The sequence below is a fragment of the Phaeobacter sp. NW0010-22 genome (assembly GCF_040365955.1).
Taxonomy (GTDB): Bacteria; Pseudomonadota; Alphaproteobacteria; order Rhodobacterales; family Rhodobacteraceae; genus OMPR01.
On record NZ_BAABWT010000001.1, the window covers coordinates 397395 to 413282 of the forward strand.

The following is a 15888-nucleotide window of genomic DNA, read 5'->3' on the forward strand; positions in this document are numbered from 1 at the left end:
ACGGGCCGCGCACACCATCAGATCTTGCTCAGGAAATCCGCCAATGCGCTGTCTTCCATCTGGGTGATCTGTCCCGCTTCGGGGAACGCGCCGCTGGTCACATCCGCGATGTACTCGCGATAGGCAGCGATGCGGTCGTCCTGCATCCGGTCCCGTTCGGCGGCAAAGTTGCGATACACTTTGGCATGGCGCGGGATGTGCCCCCGATTTTCACCAAGCAGGTCAGCCGAAAACAGGTATTGCACATCGCAATCGCCACCTGATCCCAGCGAAACCGTCAGCAGAGATGTGCGCTTGGTGATCTCGCACGCCAAATTAGCCGGAACCACCTCCATCTCAACGGCAAAGGCCCCGGCAGCCTCGAAATCGCGCACTTGCTGCCAGATCATCTGCGCCTGATCCAAGGTTTTGCCCACTGCGCGATAGCCGCCTGTCCAAGTGGCTTTGGGCGGAACAAGCCCCACATGACAAATCACCGGAATCCCTTCGCGCGCCAAACCTTCGACAAGGGTCGGGCTCATGCCGCAATACACAGATTGCGCGCCCGCCTGCATTGCAGCCATCGCATCGCGCAGGGCTTCGGTGGCATTGGCGTGCTTGCCCCAAGGCAGGCCAAATTGAAAATGCGCGCCCGCTGCGGCTTTGGCAAAATGGGCGCGTTCGGGGATAAACGCGGTGCCGATCATATCCATGCCGGCCTCGGCTGCGGCCACCGCCTCTTCCTCGCGGGCGACCTGAACATAGGCCATCTGACGCTTGCCCTTGGCCTCCAAAAGATCTTTGACAGTCATTCCACGCATTGACCCATCCTGTTTTGCTCGTTCCTGTGACTTGCTTGTGTCAGACATCTCAACTCAACCAAAATAGAATATTGCCGTGAACTTCCTCAGAAATTCAGAAGTTTTGAAACGGGACGACCACGCCCAAGACCGCAGGGGTTCTCATTCAGCCGCCTGAGCTTAAGGTGGCCTTATGTGAAAAGGGACCGTTACCATGTTGCTCCGTTGGATTGCTCTGTTTTGTATATTCGCACTCTGGGCGCTCAGTGCGCAGGCAGAGGACGCCAAAGCCGAAGCCGGATCCGATGCGGTCTGTTGGGTTGGCAAAACCTTGGGTGCTGGGTGTCAGGATATCCGCGATCGCGAAATCCTGGATGCGGCACAGGCCCCGTGGCGCGCCATAGGTCGGGTTAATTTTGCCAGCCAACAGGTCAAAACGCACTGCACAGGGGCGCTTGTGTCGGACCGGATTGTACTGACGGCCTCACATTGCCTGTACAATTTTGCGCGCAAACGGTGGATCCCCGCAAGCAGCATTCGGTTTGTTGCAGGGTTTCAACGCGGAAGCTATGTGGCGGTATCATCAGTTGATCGCTATGTGCTCAGCCCGGTTCATGTGCAACGCGATCAACCGTTTCGGGTCGTACCGTCGCAGGACTGGGCTTTGCTCGTGCTTAAGGACCCTCTTGGGGCCACTGTTGGAACTTTGCCCACGCGGATCATATCCTCACAAGAGGCCCACGAAAGCGTATTTCAAATGGTTGGATATTCAGGGCTACGCAAAAATGTGTTGTCGCGATCTGAATCCTGCGGACCACCGACATCAGGCCAAGATGCAGGGGCGTTTTATCAAACATGTACGGTTATGCCCGGCGATTCAGGGGCGCCGATCCTGATGCGCAGCGGGGCAGAGCTTGCGCTGGTGGGGGTTTTATCAGCGGTTCAGAAAAAGGGCTCCAATGTGGTCAGCATTAGTATCCCATTTGCCAATTTTGCTGCCGCCTTGGAACACGAGCTCAGCCTAGAAGAAACCGGCGACTAACCGATTACTCGGGGTGCACCTGTTTCGCTATTGCTGTCCCGGCTGCGTGCCCAGAGGCCCAGGCCCACTGGAAATTAAACCCGCCAAGCCAGCCCGTGACATCCACGGCTTCGCCAATCACAAACAGGCCGGGCACGGTCTTGGTTTCCATTGTTTTGGACGACAACGCGTTGGTGTCGATCCCACCCAATGTGACTTCGGCAGTGCGATACCCTTCGGTGCCTGAAGGGATCAGCGCCCAACTGCTCATCTGGTCACACAGGGCCTGCAATTTGAGGTCTGATTGATCCGCCAGCTTGCCCTTGATGTCGAATTCCACCCGCAAGTGGTCGACCAATCGGCCGGGCAGGTGATGGGCCAAGACCGTCACAAGATCCTTGCGCCCACTGATCTGGCGCTGTTCGCGCAGTTTTTCAAACAAACCCATCTCTGGGATCAGATTGACCGAAACCGTCTCACCCTCGTGCCAGTAGGATGAAATCTGCAACACGGATGGCCCAGACAGGCCGCGATGGGTGAACAGCAACGCCTCATCAAAGGACGTGCGCGCATTGGACAGGCGGGCAGGCAGGGCCACACCCGCCAATGGTTTGAACCGATCCTCGGAAAAGGTGAACGGCACCAATCCCGGACGGGTGTCGATCACCGGCAAATCAAACTGACGCGCGATGTCATAGGCAATGCCCGTCGCGCCCATCTTGGGAATGGACTTGCCCCCCGAGGCGATCACCAGATTGCGGCAGGTCACAGAGATCCGCTTGCCCTCGCGATCAACCTCCAGCGCAAAGCCACCTTCGGTTTTGCGCAGGTCCTTCATCGAACTCAGCAACCACAGCTCAGCCCCGGCTTTATCCATTTCGGACAACAGCATTGAAACAATCTGTTTTGCGGATCCATCGCAGAACAACTGGCCCAGCGTCTTTTCGTGCCAGTCAATGCCATAGCGATCAACCAGCTCAACAAAGTCCCACTGCGTGTAACGCGCCATGGCCGATTTACAGAAATGCGGGTTCTGGGACAGGAAATTACTCGCGCCTGCATACATATTGGTGAAATTGCACCGCCCACCACCGGAAATACGGATTTTCTCGCCCGGCGCCTTGGCATGGTCCAGCACCAAAACCCGTCCCGAACAGCGGCTCGCGCACATCATGCCTGCGGCACCTGCACCTAATATGATCGTGTCAAATTGCATGACCCTCCCGTGGCGCGGATTGCCGCCAATGGCAAGAGGAAGAGGGTGGCCTGATTCCTTTTTTGTCTGTAGAGTCGCAATCAGATCCCGATAACGGGGCGTTTTACGAGGCAGATAGTGGCGGTATTCCCATGACTGAGATGGTCTATGGCGTGGTCCCTGATAGGGGCGGCGAACCTGTTCTTCCAAAATGGTGGCGGACTCTGGACAAGTTGACGATGTCCTGCGTGTTGATCCTGTTTGGCATTGGGTTGCTCTTGGGGCTTGCGGCATCGCCCCCCTTGGCGTCACGTAACAACTTTGACCCGTTTCACTATGTAGAACGTCAGGCGTTCTTTGGCGGCGTTGCTTTGTTGGCCATGCTGTTTACCTCTATGATGTCGCCCGTTCTGGTGCGCCGTCTGGCCGTGCTGGGCTTTTTGGTCTCGTTTATTGCGCTGGCGCTGCTGCCCGTCTTGGGGACTGATTTCGGCAAAGGGGCTGTGCGGTGGTATTCGCTTGGATTTGCCTCGCTCCAACCCTCTGAATTTCTGAAACCCGGCTTTGTGGTTGTCGCGGCTTGGCTGTTTGCCTCGAGCCAGGAAATCAACGGCCCGCCGGGTAAATTGTGGTCCTTTGCGCTGTGCATGGCGATTGTGGCGATGCTGGTGATGCAGCCCGATTTTGGTCAGGCCAGCCTTGTTCTGTTTGGCTGGGGCGTGATGTACTTTGTCGCCGGAGCCCCGATGCTGTTGCTGGTTGCCATGGCTGGCGTGGTGGTGATGGGCGGCATGGTCGCCTATTCCAGCTCCGAACATTTTGCGCGCCGTATTGATGGGTTCCTGAACCCTGATGTCGATCCCACCACACAGCTTGGCTATGCCACCAACGCGATCCGCGAAGGCGGTTTGTTCGGCGTTGGCGTCGGCGAGGGGCAGGTGAAATGGTCGCTTCCGGATGCGCACACCGATTTCATCGTGGCCGTCGCAGCCGAAGAATACGGCCTCGTTCTGGTGCTGATCATTATCCTGCTCTACGCTTTGGTTGTTGTGCGTTCGCTGTTGCGGCTGATGCGCGAACGCGATCCGTTCATTCGGTTGGCCGGAACGGGTCTGGCCTGCATGTTCGGGGTTCAGGCGATGATCAACATGGGTGTCGCGGTGCGGTTGCTGCCTGCCAAAGGCATGACCTTGCCCTTTGTCAGCTATGGCGGCTCGTCGCTGATTGCGGGCGGAATTGGACTTGGAATGCTGTTGGCGTTTACGCGAACACGACCCCAGGGCGAATTGGGCGATTTCCTCCGCGGACGCGGATAATCTAGGCAGGAACGATGAAGCAGAAATATCTGTTGATTGCGGCAGGCGGCACCGGCGGACACATGTTCCCGGCGCAGGCGCTGGCCGAAGCAATGTTGAAAAAAGGCTGGCGGGTGCGCTTGTCTACGGACGCGCGTGGAGCGCGCTACACCGGCGGGTTTCCCCACACGACCGAAATCGTCCAAGTCTCCAGCGCGACCTTCGCGCGGGGCGGGATCTTGGCCAAAGCCATGGTTGCACCGCGCATTTTGGCAGGTGTCGTTGGTATGGCATGGCAGTTCTTTCGCGATAAACCAGATGTGGTTGTCGGCTTTGGCGGATACCCATCGATCCCTGCACTGGGCGCGGCCACGCTGATGAAACTGCCCCGTATGATCCACGAACAAAACGGTGTGCTGGGCAAGGTTAACAAACTTTTCGCCAAACGCGTCGCGGGTGTGGCCTGTGGTACGTGGCCCACAGACGTTCCTGATGGGGTCGAGGCAGGATATGTCGGCAATCCAGTGCGCGCCGCAGTGTTGGAACGCGCAGGTGCCGGGTATATCACCCCCGGTGACTACCCCATGTCCATTCTGGTGATGGGCGGCAGCCAAGGGGCCCGCATCCTCAGCGATGTTGTGCCCGAAGCGATTGCAAACCTCCCGGCTGATCTGCGCCAATATGTGCGCGTGGCCCATCAAGCCCGTGAAGAAGACCACGAACGCGTCACGGCCTTTTACGCCGATCACGGCATCAGCGCAGATGTGAAACCCTTCTTTCAGGACGTGCCCCGCCGCATGTCCGAGGCTCAGCTGGTGATCAGCCGGGCAGGGGCCTCTAGTGTGGCAGACATCTCCATCATCGGTCGGCCCTCTGTTTTGATCCCTTACGCCGCTGCAACAGGGGATCACCAAACCGCCAACGCCCGTGGTTTGGTCGAAGCCAACGCCGCAATTATGATCCCCGAACGCGCCCTTGACTCCAAAACACTGGCAGAGCAAATCACCGCAGTTCTAACCAACCCAAACGCTGCTTTGCAGATGTCCAACGCTGCTCTAAGCGTCGGCGTCCCGGATGCGACGGCGCGTTTGGTCTCACTCGTCGAAGATCTGGCCGAAGAGGAAACCGCATGACCCCTGCAACCAAACTGCCCACCGATGTTGGCGCGATCCATTTTGTCGGCATTGGCGGCATTGGTATGTCGGGCATCGCCGAAGTGTTGCTGAACCTCGGCTATCAGGTGCAGGGCTCGGACCTCAAGGCCTCGAAAATCACTGACCGTCTGGCCGAACACGGCGCACGGATCTTTGTTGGTCAATCGGCTGAAAATCTGGACGGGGCGGCTGTTGTTGTGGTTTCAACCGCAATCAAACCGGGCAACCCAGAATTGGACGGAGCCCGCACGCAAGGCCTGCCAGTGGTGCGCCGGGCCGATATGCTCGCCGAGCTGATGCGCCTGAAATCCAACATTGCGATTGCGGGAACGCATGGCAAAACCACCACAACCACGATGATGGCTGAACTGATGGTTGCGGGGGGCTTTGACCCGACCGTGATCAACGGCGGCATCATTCACGCCTATGGCTCGAATGCCCGCATGGGGCAGGGCGAATGGATGGTGGTCGAGGCCGATGAATCCGACGGCTCGTTCAACCGCTTGCCTGCCACCATTGCCATCGTCACCAACATCGATCCCGAACACATGGAACACTGGGGCGATTTCGACAAACTGCGCGAAGGGTTCTATGAATTCGTGTCGAACCTGCCGTTCTACGGTTTGGCTGTTTGCTGTACGGACCACGCCGAAGTGCAGGCTCTGGTCGGGCGGATTTCGGACCGTCGCGTGCGCACCTATGGGTTCAATGCACAGGCCGACGTTCGGGCCGTGAACCTGACCTATAAAAAGGGCGTCGCGCATTTCGACATTCACCTGCATCACGAAGATCTCGTGATCGAAGGTTGCACCCTGCCGATGCCCGGCGATCACAACGTCTCGAACGCTCTGTCAGCGGTGGCCGTGGCCCGTCATCTCGGCATGAAGGCCGATGAAATCCGCGAAGCTCTGGCCAACTTTGGCGGCGTCAACCGCCGCTTTACCAAAGTCGGTGAAATCAACGGTGTCACCATCATTGATGACTACGGCCATCACCCGGTTGAAATCGCCGCTGTGCTCAAAGCCGCGCGTCAAGCCACCGAAGGGCGCGTCATTGCTGTGCACCAGCCGCACCGCTATTCGCGCCTGTCCAACCTGTTCGAAGATTTCTGTGCCTGTTTTAACGAGGCAGATGTGGTCGCCATCGCCGAGGTATTCGCCGCAGGCGAAGATCACATCGAAGGGGCGGACCGCGATGCTCTGGTCGCCGGTTTGATCCGCCACGGCCACCGTCAGGCCAGCGCGCTGATGACCGAGGATGACCTTGAAAAACTGGTGCGCGAACAGGCGCAACCGGGCGATATGGTTGTCTGCCTCGGCGCCGGTACCATCAGCGCTTGGGCCAATGCCCTGCCTGCACGTCTAAAGGACTAAGACGATGAATCTGGCCATCCTCCTGGCTTCCTTGTGGGTTTTGGCTGCAACCTGTGTGGCAATGCTGCCGATGCGGCACCAATTTCTGCCGGGCAGTATCCTGTTGGCGCTGGCCCCGGTCCTGATCGGGATGCTGGGCTATCAATTCGGATGGGTTGTCGGGCTCGGCGCGTTTGTTGCCTTTGTGTCGATGTTCCGCAATCCACTGCGCTATTATGCGCGCAAATGGACGGGCCGGGGAACACCGGAATTTGCTGGGGACGAGGCCGACCTGTGACCCTCTCGCTGATCCTTGCTTGTGTTTGGGCTGTGGTGGCCAATGTCTTGGCAATGACGCCCAGCAAAGACAATCACTGGCGACGCGCCTATGTTCTGATCGCGATTGGCATCCCTTTGGTGGGCTATGTCATCTACGAAAACGGGCCGTGGGTTGGTCTTGTGGTGTTGCTCGCGGGCATGTGGATTTTACGTTGGCCGGTGATTTATCTGGGTCGATGGCTGCGCAAGCGGTTCTTGTGACGGCGGGCGACGCTTGATCCGTTAGGTGAATTATGGTTTCCGGGCACACAATAGGCTCGGCAAGCGGAGAAAAAACTGATGAATCTGCCAGAGGTGCGCGGAAAACTGACCCCGAACCGGGACTTGTCAGACCTGACTTGGATGCGCGTAGGGGGTCCGGCGGATTTTCTGTTCCAACCTGCAGATGTCGAAGACTTGCAAGCTTTCCTGCGCCAGCTATCGCCCGAGATCGATGTGTTTCCCATGGGCGTCGGCTCTAACCTGATCGTGCGCGATGGCGGGTTACGTGCGGTGGTGATCCGATTGGGCCGTGGGTTCAACGGGATCGAAGTGGAGGGCGATACCGTCACCGCTGGCGCGGCGGCGCTGGATGCGCATGTGGCACGCAAAGCCGCAGACGCGGGTCTTGACCTGACATTCCTGCGCACAATCCCCGGCTCGATTGGGGGGGCGGTGCGGATGAATGCAGGGTGCTATGGGCTCTACACCGCTGATGTGTTCCAGAAAGCGACAATCGTCACACGCGACGGCGCGCTGCACACCCTCGGCCCCGACGACCTGTCCTTCCAGTATCGTCAAACTGAGTTTCCCGATGGCGCGGTCTTGGTCTCGGCCACGTTCAAAGCCCCAGCAGGTGATCCGCAAGCGCTGCACACCCGGATGGAGGCGCAGCTGCAAAAGCGAAATGACACCCAGCCGACTAAGGACCGCAGCGCCGGATCAACGTTCCGCAACCCGGCCGGGTTCTCGTCAACCGGACACGCGGATGACGTGCACGATCTGAAAGCGTGGAAGGTAATCGACGACGCTGGCCTGCGCGGCGCACGCAAAGGCGGGGCGCAGATGAGCGAAAAGCACTCCAACTTCATGATCAATACCGGGGATGCGACTGCTGCAGATCTGGAACAGCTCGGCGAAGAGGTGCGAAAAAAGGTTTACGATTCCAGCGGGATCAAGCTACAGTGGGAAATCATGCGGGTCGGTGATCCGCAAATCAAATAATACCCCAACCGCCAGACCCGACAGGCACGATTTCAGGGCGCGGTAAGAGGGAAAATAAACCAGACGGGCCAGCAAAATAAGGCCCGGGGACATTGAGGCACTTGTCGTGGGTCAGTCGAGCGAGACACCCCCAAAAGTGGCGGTATTAATGGGCGGACCCTCTGCTGAACGCGAGGTGTCACTGTCCAGTGGGCGTGAATGCGCAGCCGCTTTGCGGGGAGAAGGGTTTGAAGTGGTCGAGCTGGATGCTGGACCAGATCTTTATGCCCGACTACAGGAAATCAAACCGGACGTTGTGTTCAACGCGCTGCATGGCCGTTGGGGTGAAGACGGCTGTGTGCAGGGCATGCTGGAATGGCTGGGCCTGCCCTATACCCATTCAGGTGTTTTGGCCTCGGCGCTGGCGATGGACAAACAGCGCTCTAAAGAAGCGTTTCGTGCCGCGGGCCTGCCGGTTGCCGACAGCGTCATTGTCGAAAAACATCTGGTCGAAGAAAGCCATGTTCTGGACCCACCCTATGTGGTGAAACCAAACAGCGAAGGGTCCTCGGTCGGGATCTATATCGTACACGAGGCCGCCAATGGCCCGCCCAAGCTGGAACCGCATATGCCCGCCGAAGTCATGGTGGAAACCTATGTGCCGGGCCGCGAGCTGACCACCACGGTGGTGGGCGACAAGCCCGTGTCCGTGACCGAAATTTTCGTAGACGGCTGGTATGACTACGAGGCAAAATATGCCCCCGGCGGATCGCGTCACGAAATCCCTGCCAACATCCCGCAGGATATCTTTGATCTCTGCCTTGATTACGCCCTGCGCGCGCATCAGGTGCTGGGATGTCGCGGTGCCAGCCGGACCGATTTCCGCTGGGATGAAGCCCGCGGCGCGGCTGGTCTGTATCTGCTTGAAACAAACACACAACCCGGCATGACCCCAACCTCGCTGGTGCCTGAACAGGCCAGTGAGCTTGGCATGACATTCGGCCAGTTGTGCGCCTGGATGGTGGAGGACGCCTCGTGCCATCGTTGAAACGGTTTAGCCTAGTTCCGCGTGGGTTTTTTGGGTCCCGCGACCTCGCAAAGACAGACGCAGAATTTGAAAGCGGTGAAAAAGCCAACGCCACTGACGAAAGCCGCGCGCGTTTTCGTTTGAATGCAGGTGGTTTGGCCAAGACCCCCGGCAAGCGCTCTGACCCGGCTCCCTCGCGGCTAAGCTATCGCGTGCAGCGCTGGATGCTGACACCGGGCATTCGCCTTGGATTGCGCATCGGCATTCCCTTTTGTCTGGTCTTTGCAATCGGCAGCGGCTTTCTCGCCAGCGAAAAACGCCGCGATGCACTGGATGCCTTTGTGGGTGATATCCGCGCCTCTATTCAAGAACGCCCCGAATTCATGGTCAACCTCATGGCCATCGACGGGGCAGGGCAGAACCTGGCCGAAGACATCCGCGAAGTTGTGCCATTGGATTTCCCCGTCAGCTCTTTTGATCTGGACGTCGAACAGATCCGCGATGTCATCACCGGTCTCGCGCCGGTCAAAACGGCTGCGGTACGCGTTCGTCCCGGCGGGATTTTGCAGGTCGATGTGATTGAACGCCAACCCGTCGTTGTGTGGCGAACTCGTGATGGGATCGAAATTCTGGATCACACCGGCGCTCATGTCGATGATATACCGACGCGCGCGTCGCGCGCTGATCTGCCCTTGATTGTTGGCGGTGGCGCTGACGAAGCAGTCGAAGAGGCGCTGGCCCTGCTGCGCGCGTCGCAGCCGTTGGGCAAGCGTCTGCGCGGATTGCAGCGGATGGGAAACCGGCGGTGGGATGTGGTCCTGGACCGAGGCCAACGCATTATGCTGCCCACCGACCGTGCAGTACAGGCACTGGAACGCGTGCTGGCCGTCAGCGAAGTGCAGGACTTGCTGGATCGTGACGTTGCTGTCGTCGACATGCGGATCGGCGCACGACCAACGATTAGAATGACCGAAAACGCCGTCGAGGAATGGTGGCGGATCAGAAAAACAGGTGGGGTTGGGCAGTAACGATATGATGACGGATCTCTATCAGTCTCAGCGTGCCATGCGGCAGATGCGTCAACAGGCGATGCAGCGCGGTGTTGTGGCTATTCTGGATGTGGGCAGTTCCAAGATTGCCTGCCTTGTTTTGCGCTTTGATGGCACCTCGCGCCTCAGCGAAGACAACTCGATTGGTTCCATGGCCGGGCAGACCGGGTTTCGGGTGATCGGCGCAGCCACCACCCGCTCGCGCGGCGTGCAATTTGGCGAAGTCACTGCGATGCAGGAAACCGAACGCGCCATCCGCACGGCCCTGCAGGCAGCGCAGAAAATGGCCGAAATCCGTGTTGACCACGTGATCGCGTGTTTTTCTGGCGCCAATCCGCGCTCGTATGGCCTCGATGCCGAGGTCGAATTGGAAACGCAGGTCGTGACCGAGGCCGAAATCGGCCGCGTGCTGAATGCCTGCGATGTGCCTGAATACGGGGCAGGGCGCGAGGTTCTGCACGCCCAGCCGGTGAACTTTGCGCTCGATAACCGTTCGGGCCTGATTGATCCACGCGGTCAGCTCGGCCAATCTCTGTCGGTGGACATGCACATGCTGACCGTCGATGGCGCATCGATCCAAAACCTGATCCACTGCATCAAACGCTGTGATCTGGAATTGGCGGGCATTGCCTCGTCGGCTTATGTGTCGGGCATTTCCGCCTTGGTCGAAGATGAACAGGAACTGGGCGCGGCCTGCATTGATATGGGTGGCGGATCGACATCAGTATCGATTTTCATGAAGAAACACATGATCTATGCGGACAGCGTGCGCATGGGCGGCGATCACGTCACCAGCGATATTTCGATGGGTCTGGGCGTGCCGATGGCCAATGCGGAACGGATCAAAACCTTTTGCGGTGGGGTGCATGCCACTGGTGCCGATGATCGCGATATGATCGACATTGGCGGCGACACAGGTGATTGGGAACATGACCGGCGCACGGTAAGCCGGGCAGAGCTGATCGGCATCATGCGTCCCCGGGTCGAAGAAATCCTCGAAGAGGTCCGCGCGCGTCTGGATGCCGCTGGATTTGAACACCTCCCCAGTCAGCAAATCGTTCTGACCGGTGGCGGCAGTCAAATCATGGGGCTGGACGGGCTCGCAAGCCGCATTCTGGGGCAACGTGTCCGACTGGGCCGCCCCTTGCGCGTCCACGGCCTGCCGCAATCGGCAACGGGCCCCGGTTTTTCCAGCGCTGTTGGCCTCAGTTTGTTTGCAGCGCATCCGCAGGATGAATGGTGGGATTTTGAAATCCCGGTCGACAGATACCCGGCCCGGTCGCTCAAGCGCGCCGTCAAATGGTTCCGCGACAACTGGTAAACCGGTTCAACACCAAAACAGGCGCGGGCAGAAGATGACTCGCGCTTTGGATGTATTATCCCAAAATAAAGAGCGTCAATTGCGCGGTCCTGTGGTGACAGTCGTTTTGTGACGTGATAAGGTTATTGCAACAGGCACTCGTCAAAGAGGTGCCATTCGGGCCGAGCAGGTCCCCAAAGCGAAAGTTAAGAAAATCACCCGGTGTTTCCATCGGGGTGTTGGCGTGTGTTGTGTCTGCCGCCTGAACTTCCGCTAGATCTGCGCAGACCGGCGAAATCCCGCAGATCGGGATAGAAAACTTCCATATTTTGTGGCGTTTTTGCGTTTTTGGCGTGACGTTTGACGCTGTGAACGGTAAGATATCTGTGGATAGGTAATAAAAACACGCGCCGTGCAGGCGCTAAAACAGGCGGACAGAGCATGACATTGAACCTTTCGATGCCCGGACAGGACGACTTGAAACCTCGGATTACCGTGTTTGGGGTCGGCGGGGCTGGCGGTAATGCCGTCAACAATATGATTGAGAAAGAGTTGGACGGCGTTGATTTCGTCGTGGCCAACACAGACGCACAGGCGCTGCAGCAAAGCCGCTCGGACAGCCGGGTGCAGCTTGGTGTAAAAGTCACCGAAGGATTGGGCGCCGGCGCGCGTGCCTCCGTCGGGGCCGCAGCCGCCGAAGAAAGCATTGAACAGATCGTTGACCATCTGGCGGGGGCGCACATGTGCTTCATCACCGCTGGTATGGGCGGTGGCACCGGAACTGGCGCTGCCCCCATCATCGCGCAAGCGGCGCGTGAGTTGGGCGTTCTGACTGTTGGTGTTGTCACCAAGCCCTTCCAGTTCGAAGGTGCCAAGCGGATGCGTCAGGCCGAAGACGGGGTTGATGCCCTGCAAAAGGTCGTCGACACGCTGATCATCATCCCCAACCAGAACCTGTTCCGACTGGCGAACGAAAAAACCACCTTCACCGAAGCCTTCTCCATGGCCGATGATGTTCTGTATCAGGGCGTCAAAGGTGTGACCGATCTGATGGTCCGTCCCGGCCTGATCAACCTCGACTTTGCCGATGTCCGCTCCGTCATGGACGAGATGGGCAAAGCGATGATGGGCACCGGCGAAGGCGAAGGCGAAGATCGCGCCACACAGGCCGCCGAAAAGGCGATTGCCAACCCGCTGCTGGACGAAATCAGCCTCAGCGGCGCACGTGGTGTTCTGATCAACATCACCGGCTCGCACGATCTGACATTGTTCGAACTGGACGAAGCGGCCAACCGCATCCGCGAGGAAGTCGACCCAGAGGCGAACATCATCGTTGGTTCGACATTGGATACCAATATGGAAGGCATGATGCGCGTCAGCGTTGTTGCCACCGGTATCGAAGCCTCGGAAATGGTTGGCGATATGCCAGCCCCGCGTCGCCCGATGTCCGCTCCGCTCAAGCAGAAGGTTGCAGCCGAAGAAGTTCAGCCCACACCTACCGCAGCACCGCTGACACTTGAGCAGCCCGCGATGGTACAGACAGCCGAAGTGGCCGAAGAACCCAGCCTGTTTGCTGGCATGGAAGTCGAAGAAGTCGCCGCGCAGGATCTGGGCGAAGACATCTTTGAACCTGTCGATCAGGAACCCATGGGGGATGACGGTCTGCCAATGCCAGCATATCAGCCGCAGCAGTTTACACCCGAGCCGCAGCAGCAACAGATGATGGAGCCCGAGGTCGAGACATTCGTCGCACCGCGCGCCCCCGCACCTGGCACCGTTTCCCCCGAAGCCGCTCAGCGTCTTCAGGCCGCCGTGCAAAAAGTACCCTCTGCTCCGCAGCAGGGACATCAGACGCAAGTCGATGCACATGGCAAGCCTTCGCGCTCCGGATTCAACCGCTTGATCGATCGCATGACCGGCCACGCCGCAGATACGCCTGCGCCAGCGGCAGCCCCCGCACGTCATCAACCGATGATGCGCCAGGCTGACGCAACGGCACCTCAGTACGAGGAAAACGACCCAGAGCAGGATCGCATCGAAATTCCTGCCTTCCTGCGTCGCCAAGCAAACTGATAGCGGTCACATTATTGATTAAAGGGGCCACCTTCGGGTGGCCTTTTTCGTTTGTATTACAGCGCGTTAACAATTCCTGAGCGAAGTTTTGCCGAGTTGTTTCATTCATGTTTCATTCCGTTACAAAGATTGAGTTGAGCGTAACGAACCGACCCCTTAACTCAGTATCAACGCGGCTCACAGAGGTCGAAAATTGTCTCACGAGGCACCCATTGCAAAATACGCTCAAAACATCGGTTACCTTCGTTGGGGTTGGTCTGCACAGCGGCCGCCCTGTGAAAATGATTTTGCGTCCCGCTTCGGCAGGTCACGGAATCTGGTTCAAACGAACAGACATCGATGGACGCGGCGCAATGATCCCGGCGCTCTACCATTTGGTAGAACGCTCGCCTCTGTGCACCCGACTGGTGAATGACTCAGGTGTTTCGGTTTCGACCGTTGAACACATCATGGCAGCCCTTGCAGGATGCGGCGTTCACAACGCATTGATCGAAATCAGCGGCCCCGAAGTGCCGATTATGGACGGCTCCTCGGTTCCGTTCTTGCGCGGAATCATGAAACACGGCGTGCGCACTCAGGCGGCTCCGATTCTGGCCTATCAGGTGCTAAAGCCCGTCACCGTTGAAAAAGACGGCGCACGTGCAACCCTGTTGCCTGCGGATCAGTTCGAGATCGAATTTCACATCTCCTTTACCGATGCAGCTATTGGCACACAGGCCAAGCGTCTTGATATGCGCAACGGCAGCTTCGCACGTGAACTCAGCGACAGCCGCACGTTCTGTAATTTGTCGGATGTGGACGCGATGCGCGCCCAGGGTCTTGCGCTTGGCGGAACCTTTGAAAACGCTGTTGTCGTCGACGACGGAGAGGTCCTCAGCCCCGGTGGCCTGCGTCACTCGGACGAGGCGGTTCGCCATAAGATGTTGGATGCATTGGGCGATTTGGCACTGGCCGGGGGTCCCTTGTTGGGGCGCTATGTCGGCGAACGGGCCGGACATTCCCTGACCAATACTTTGCTGCGCGCTCTGTTTGAAACACCCGGCGCGGTGCGCCCTGTGGAATGTACCCCAGACATGGCCGCACGGATGCCGGGCCAAGGTTTGGTCTGGGCCGAAATCCCTCACGTAGCCTGATCCTTGCGCCTTAATGACCGCAGCGGCTTTTAAGGCGTTTTGCAGCAGAAATTAATGTGCTAGACCAAAGCCCAATCCGGGGGCAATGTCCCCCAAAAGGTAAGACGACAAGGATGGGCGTATGATCAGCAGCAGGGCAGGCGTCAAACTGGTTTGCGCAATCACTCTTTCCGCATTTCTCGCGGCTTGTGACGGTGGCGGATTCAGAGGCAGCGCAGATCGAAGCCAGAACCTCGAAGGGTTCACAGCTGAGCAAATCTTTGAGCGTGGCGAATTTGAACTGTCGCAGACACGGACCAAAGATGCCGTATACTACTTCTCCGAGATCGAGCGTCTGTATCCCTATTCCAATTGGGCCAAGCGGGCACTGATCATGCAGGCCTTTGCCAGCCACAGCGGCAAGGACTATCCCGAAAGCCGCGCCGCCGCGCAGCGCTTTATCGATTTCTATCCCGCTGACGAAGATGCCGCTTATGCGCAGTATCTGCTGGCCCTCAGCTACTATGACCAGATTGACGAAGTCGGCCGCGATCAGGGTCTGACCTTTCAGGCGCTGCAATCCCTGCGCACCGTGATCGAGGTCTATCCCGACAGCGAATATGCGACATCCGCGATCCTGAAGTTTGACCTCGCCTTTGACCATCTGGCAGGCAAGGAAATGGAAATCGGCCGTTATTATCTGCGCAAGCAGCACTATACCGCCGCCATCAACCGGTTCCGTGTGGTTGTCGAAGATTTCCAAACCACCTCGCACACGCCCGAAGCGCTGTATCGCTTGGTCGAAGGGTACCTGTCTCTGGGCTTGGTGAACGAGGCGCAGACCGCCGGCGCTATTCTTGGCTACAACTACCAGTCTTCGGAATGGTACGGGGATGCCTACAAACTGTTGACAGCGCAGGGTCTGAAAATGAGAGACCGCGGTAACAATTGGCTCAGCCAGATTTATCGTCAGTCGGTCAAAGGCCAGTGGCTGTAAGGCGCCGGGTGTC

The 15888-nt window shown here is 58.3% G+C and carries 15 protein-coding genes; 13 read left to right on the forward strand and 2 right to left on the reverse strand.

All coding sequences use genetic code 11. The annotated features are described in order from the left end of the window. Positions 1–17: 17 nt before the first annotated feature. On the reverse strand, positions 18–800 hold the full coding sequence (locus tag ABWV33_RS01735) for a 3-methyl-2-oxobutanoate hydroxymethyltransferase (RefSeq protein ID WP_353328863.1): 783 nt from the start codon (positions 798–800) through the stop codon (positions 18–20). 193 nt (positions 801–993) lie between these two features. Here ABWV33_RS01735 and ABWV33_RS01740 point away from each other — a divergent pair, with 193 nt between their 5' ends. Beyond that, positions 994–1821 carry a trypsin-like serine peptidase gene (locus tag ABWV33_RS01740; protein WP_353328865.1) on the forward strand — a complete coding sequence of 276 codons (828 nt, stop codon included), beginning with the start codon at positions 994–996 and terminating at the stop codon, positions 1819–1821. A 4-nt stretch (positions 1822–1825) separates the two neighbouring features. Here ABWV33_RS01740 and ABWV33_RS01745 read toward each other — a convergent pair whose 3' ends face one another. Next, complete coding sequence (locus tag ABWV33_RS01745; protein WP_353328867.1) at positions 1826–3016, reverse strand: BaiN/RdsA family NAD(P)/FAD-dependent oxidoreductase; 1191 nt, start codon at positions 3014–3016, stop codon at positions 1826–1828. A gap of 131 nt (positions 3017–3147) precedes the next feature. Between ABWV33_RS01745 and ftsW the strand changes: the two genes are divergently transcribed. From ftsW to ABWV33_RS01805, 12 genes are all read left to right on the forward strand, one after another. Next, entirely contained in the window at positions 3148–4311 is a 1164-nt protein-coding gene (ftsW, locus tag ABWV33_RS01750; protein WP_113825027.1) for a putative lipid II flippase FtsW, read from the forward strand. 14 nt (positions 4312–4325) lie between these two features. Next, positions 4326–5423, forward strand: coding sequence for an undecaprenyldiphospho-muramoylpentapeptide beta-N-acetylglucosaminyltransferase (gene murG / locus ABWV33_RS01755; RefSeq protein WP_353328869.1), 1098 nt, complete (start codon positions 4326–4328; stop codon positions 5421–5423). Further along, a complete protein-coding gene (gene murC, locus ABWV33_RS01760) occupies positions 5420–6817 on the forward strand; it encodes a UDP-N-acetylmuramate--L-alanine ligase (RefSeq protein ID WP_353328871.1) in 1398 nt (465 codons plus the stop codon). The genes murG and murC overlap by 4 nt, the downstream gene beginning before the upstream one ends. 4 nt (positions 6818–6821) lie before the next feature. Further along, entirely contained in the window at positions 6822–7094 is a 273-nt protein-coding gene (locus ABWV33_RS01765) for a DUF2484 family protein (protein WP_353328873.1), read from the forward strand. Further along, positions 7091–7336 carry a DUF2484 family protein gene (locus tag ABWV33_RS01770; protein WP_353328875.1) on the forward strand — a complete coding sequence of 82 codons (246 nt, stop codon included), beginning with the start codon at positions 7091–7093 and terminating at the stop codon, positions 7334–7336. Before ABWV33_RS01765 ends, ABWV33_RS01770 begins: the two co-directional genes overlap by 4 nt. A 78-nt stretch (positions 7337–7414) precedes the next feature. Next, positions 7415–8338, forward strand: a complete 924-nt coding sequence (gene murB, locus ABWV33_RS01775; protein WP_502930889.1) for a UDP-N-acetylmuramate dehydrogenase — start codon at positions 7415–7417, stop codon at positions 8336–8338. A 106-nt stretch (positions 8339–8444) separates the two neighbouring features. Beyond that, the gene (locus ABWV33_RS01780) at positions 8445–9365 is read left to right on the forward strand and encodes a D-alanine--D-alanine ligase (protein WP_353328877.1); all 921 of its coding nucleotides are present in this window, start codon (positions 8445–8447) and stop codon (positions 9363–9365) included. After that, a complete protein-coding gene (locus ABWV33_RS01785; RefSeq protein WP_502930890.1) occupies positions 9353–10372 on the forward strand; it encodes a cell division protein FtsQ/DivIB in 1020 nt (339 codons plus the stop codon). Before ABWV33_RS01780 ends, ABWV33_RS01785 begins: the two co-directional genes overlap by 13 nt. Before the next feature lie 7 nt (positions 10373–10379). After that, positions 10380–11714, forward strand: coding sequence for a cell division protein FtsA (ftsA, locus tag ABWV33_RS01790; RefSeq protein WP_113825030.1), 1335 nt, complete (start codon positions 10380–10382; stop codon positions 11712–11714). Positions 11715–12134: 420 nt separating this feature from the next. Then, positions 12135–13766: a cell division protein FtsZ gene (gene ftsZ / locus ABWV33_RS01795; protein ID WP_353328879.1), complete on the forward strand. Its 1632-nt coding sequence runs from the start codon at positions 12135–12137 to the stop codon at positions 13764–13766. Between the two features lie 212 nt (positions 13767–13978). Then, entirely contained in the window at positions 13979–14899 is a 921-nt protein-coding gene (gene lpxC, locus ABWV33_RS01800; protein ID WP_251134535.1) for a UDP-3-O-acyl-N-acetylglucosamine deacetylase, read from the forward strand. 121 nt (positions 14900–15020) lie between these two features. After that, positions 15021–15875 carry an outer membrane protein assembly factor BamD gene (locus ABWV33_RS01805; RefSeq protein ID WP_113824858.1) on the forward strand — a complete coding sequence of 285 codons (855 nt, stop codon included), beginning with the start codon at positions 15021–15023 and terminating at the stop codon, positions 15873–15875. The last annotated feature ends 13 nt before the right edge of the window (positions 15876–15888 follow it).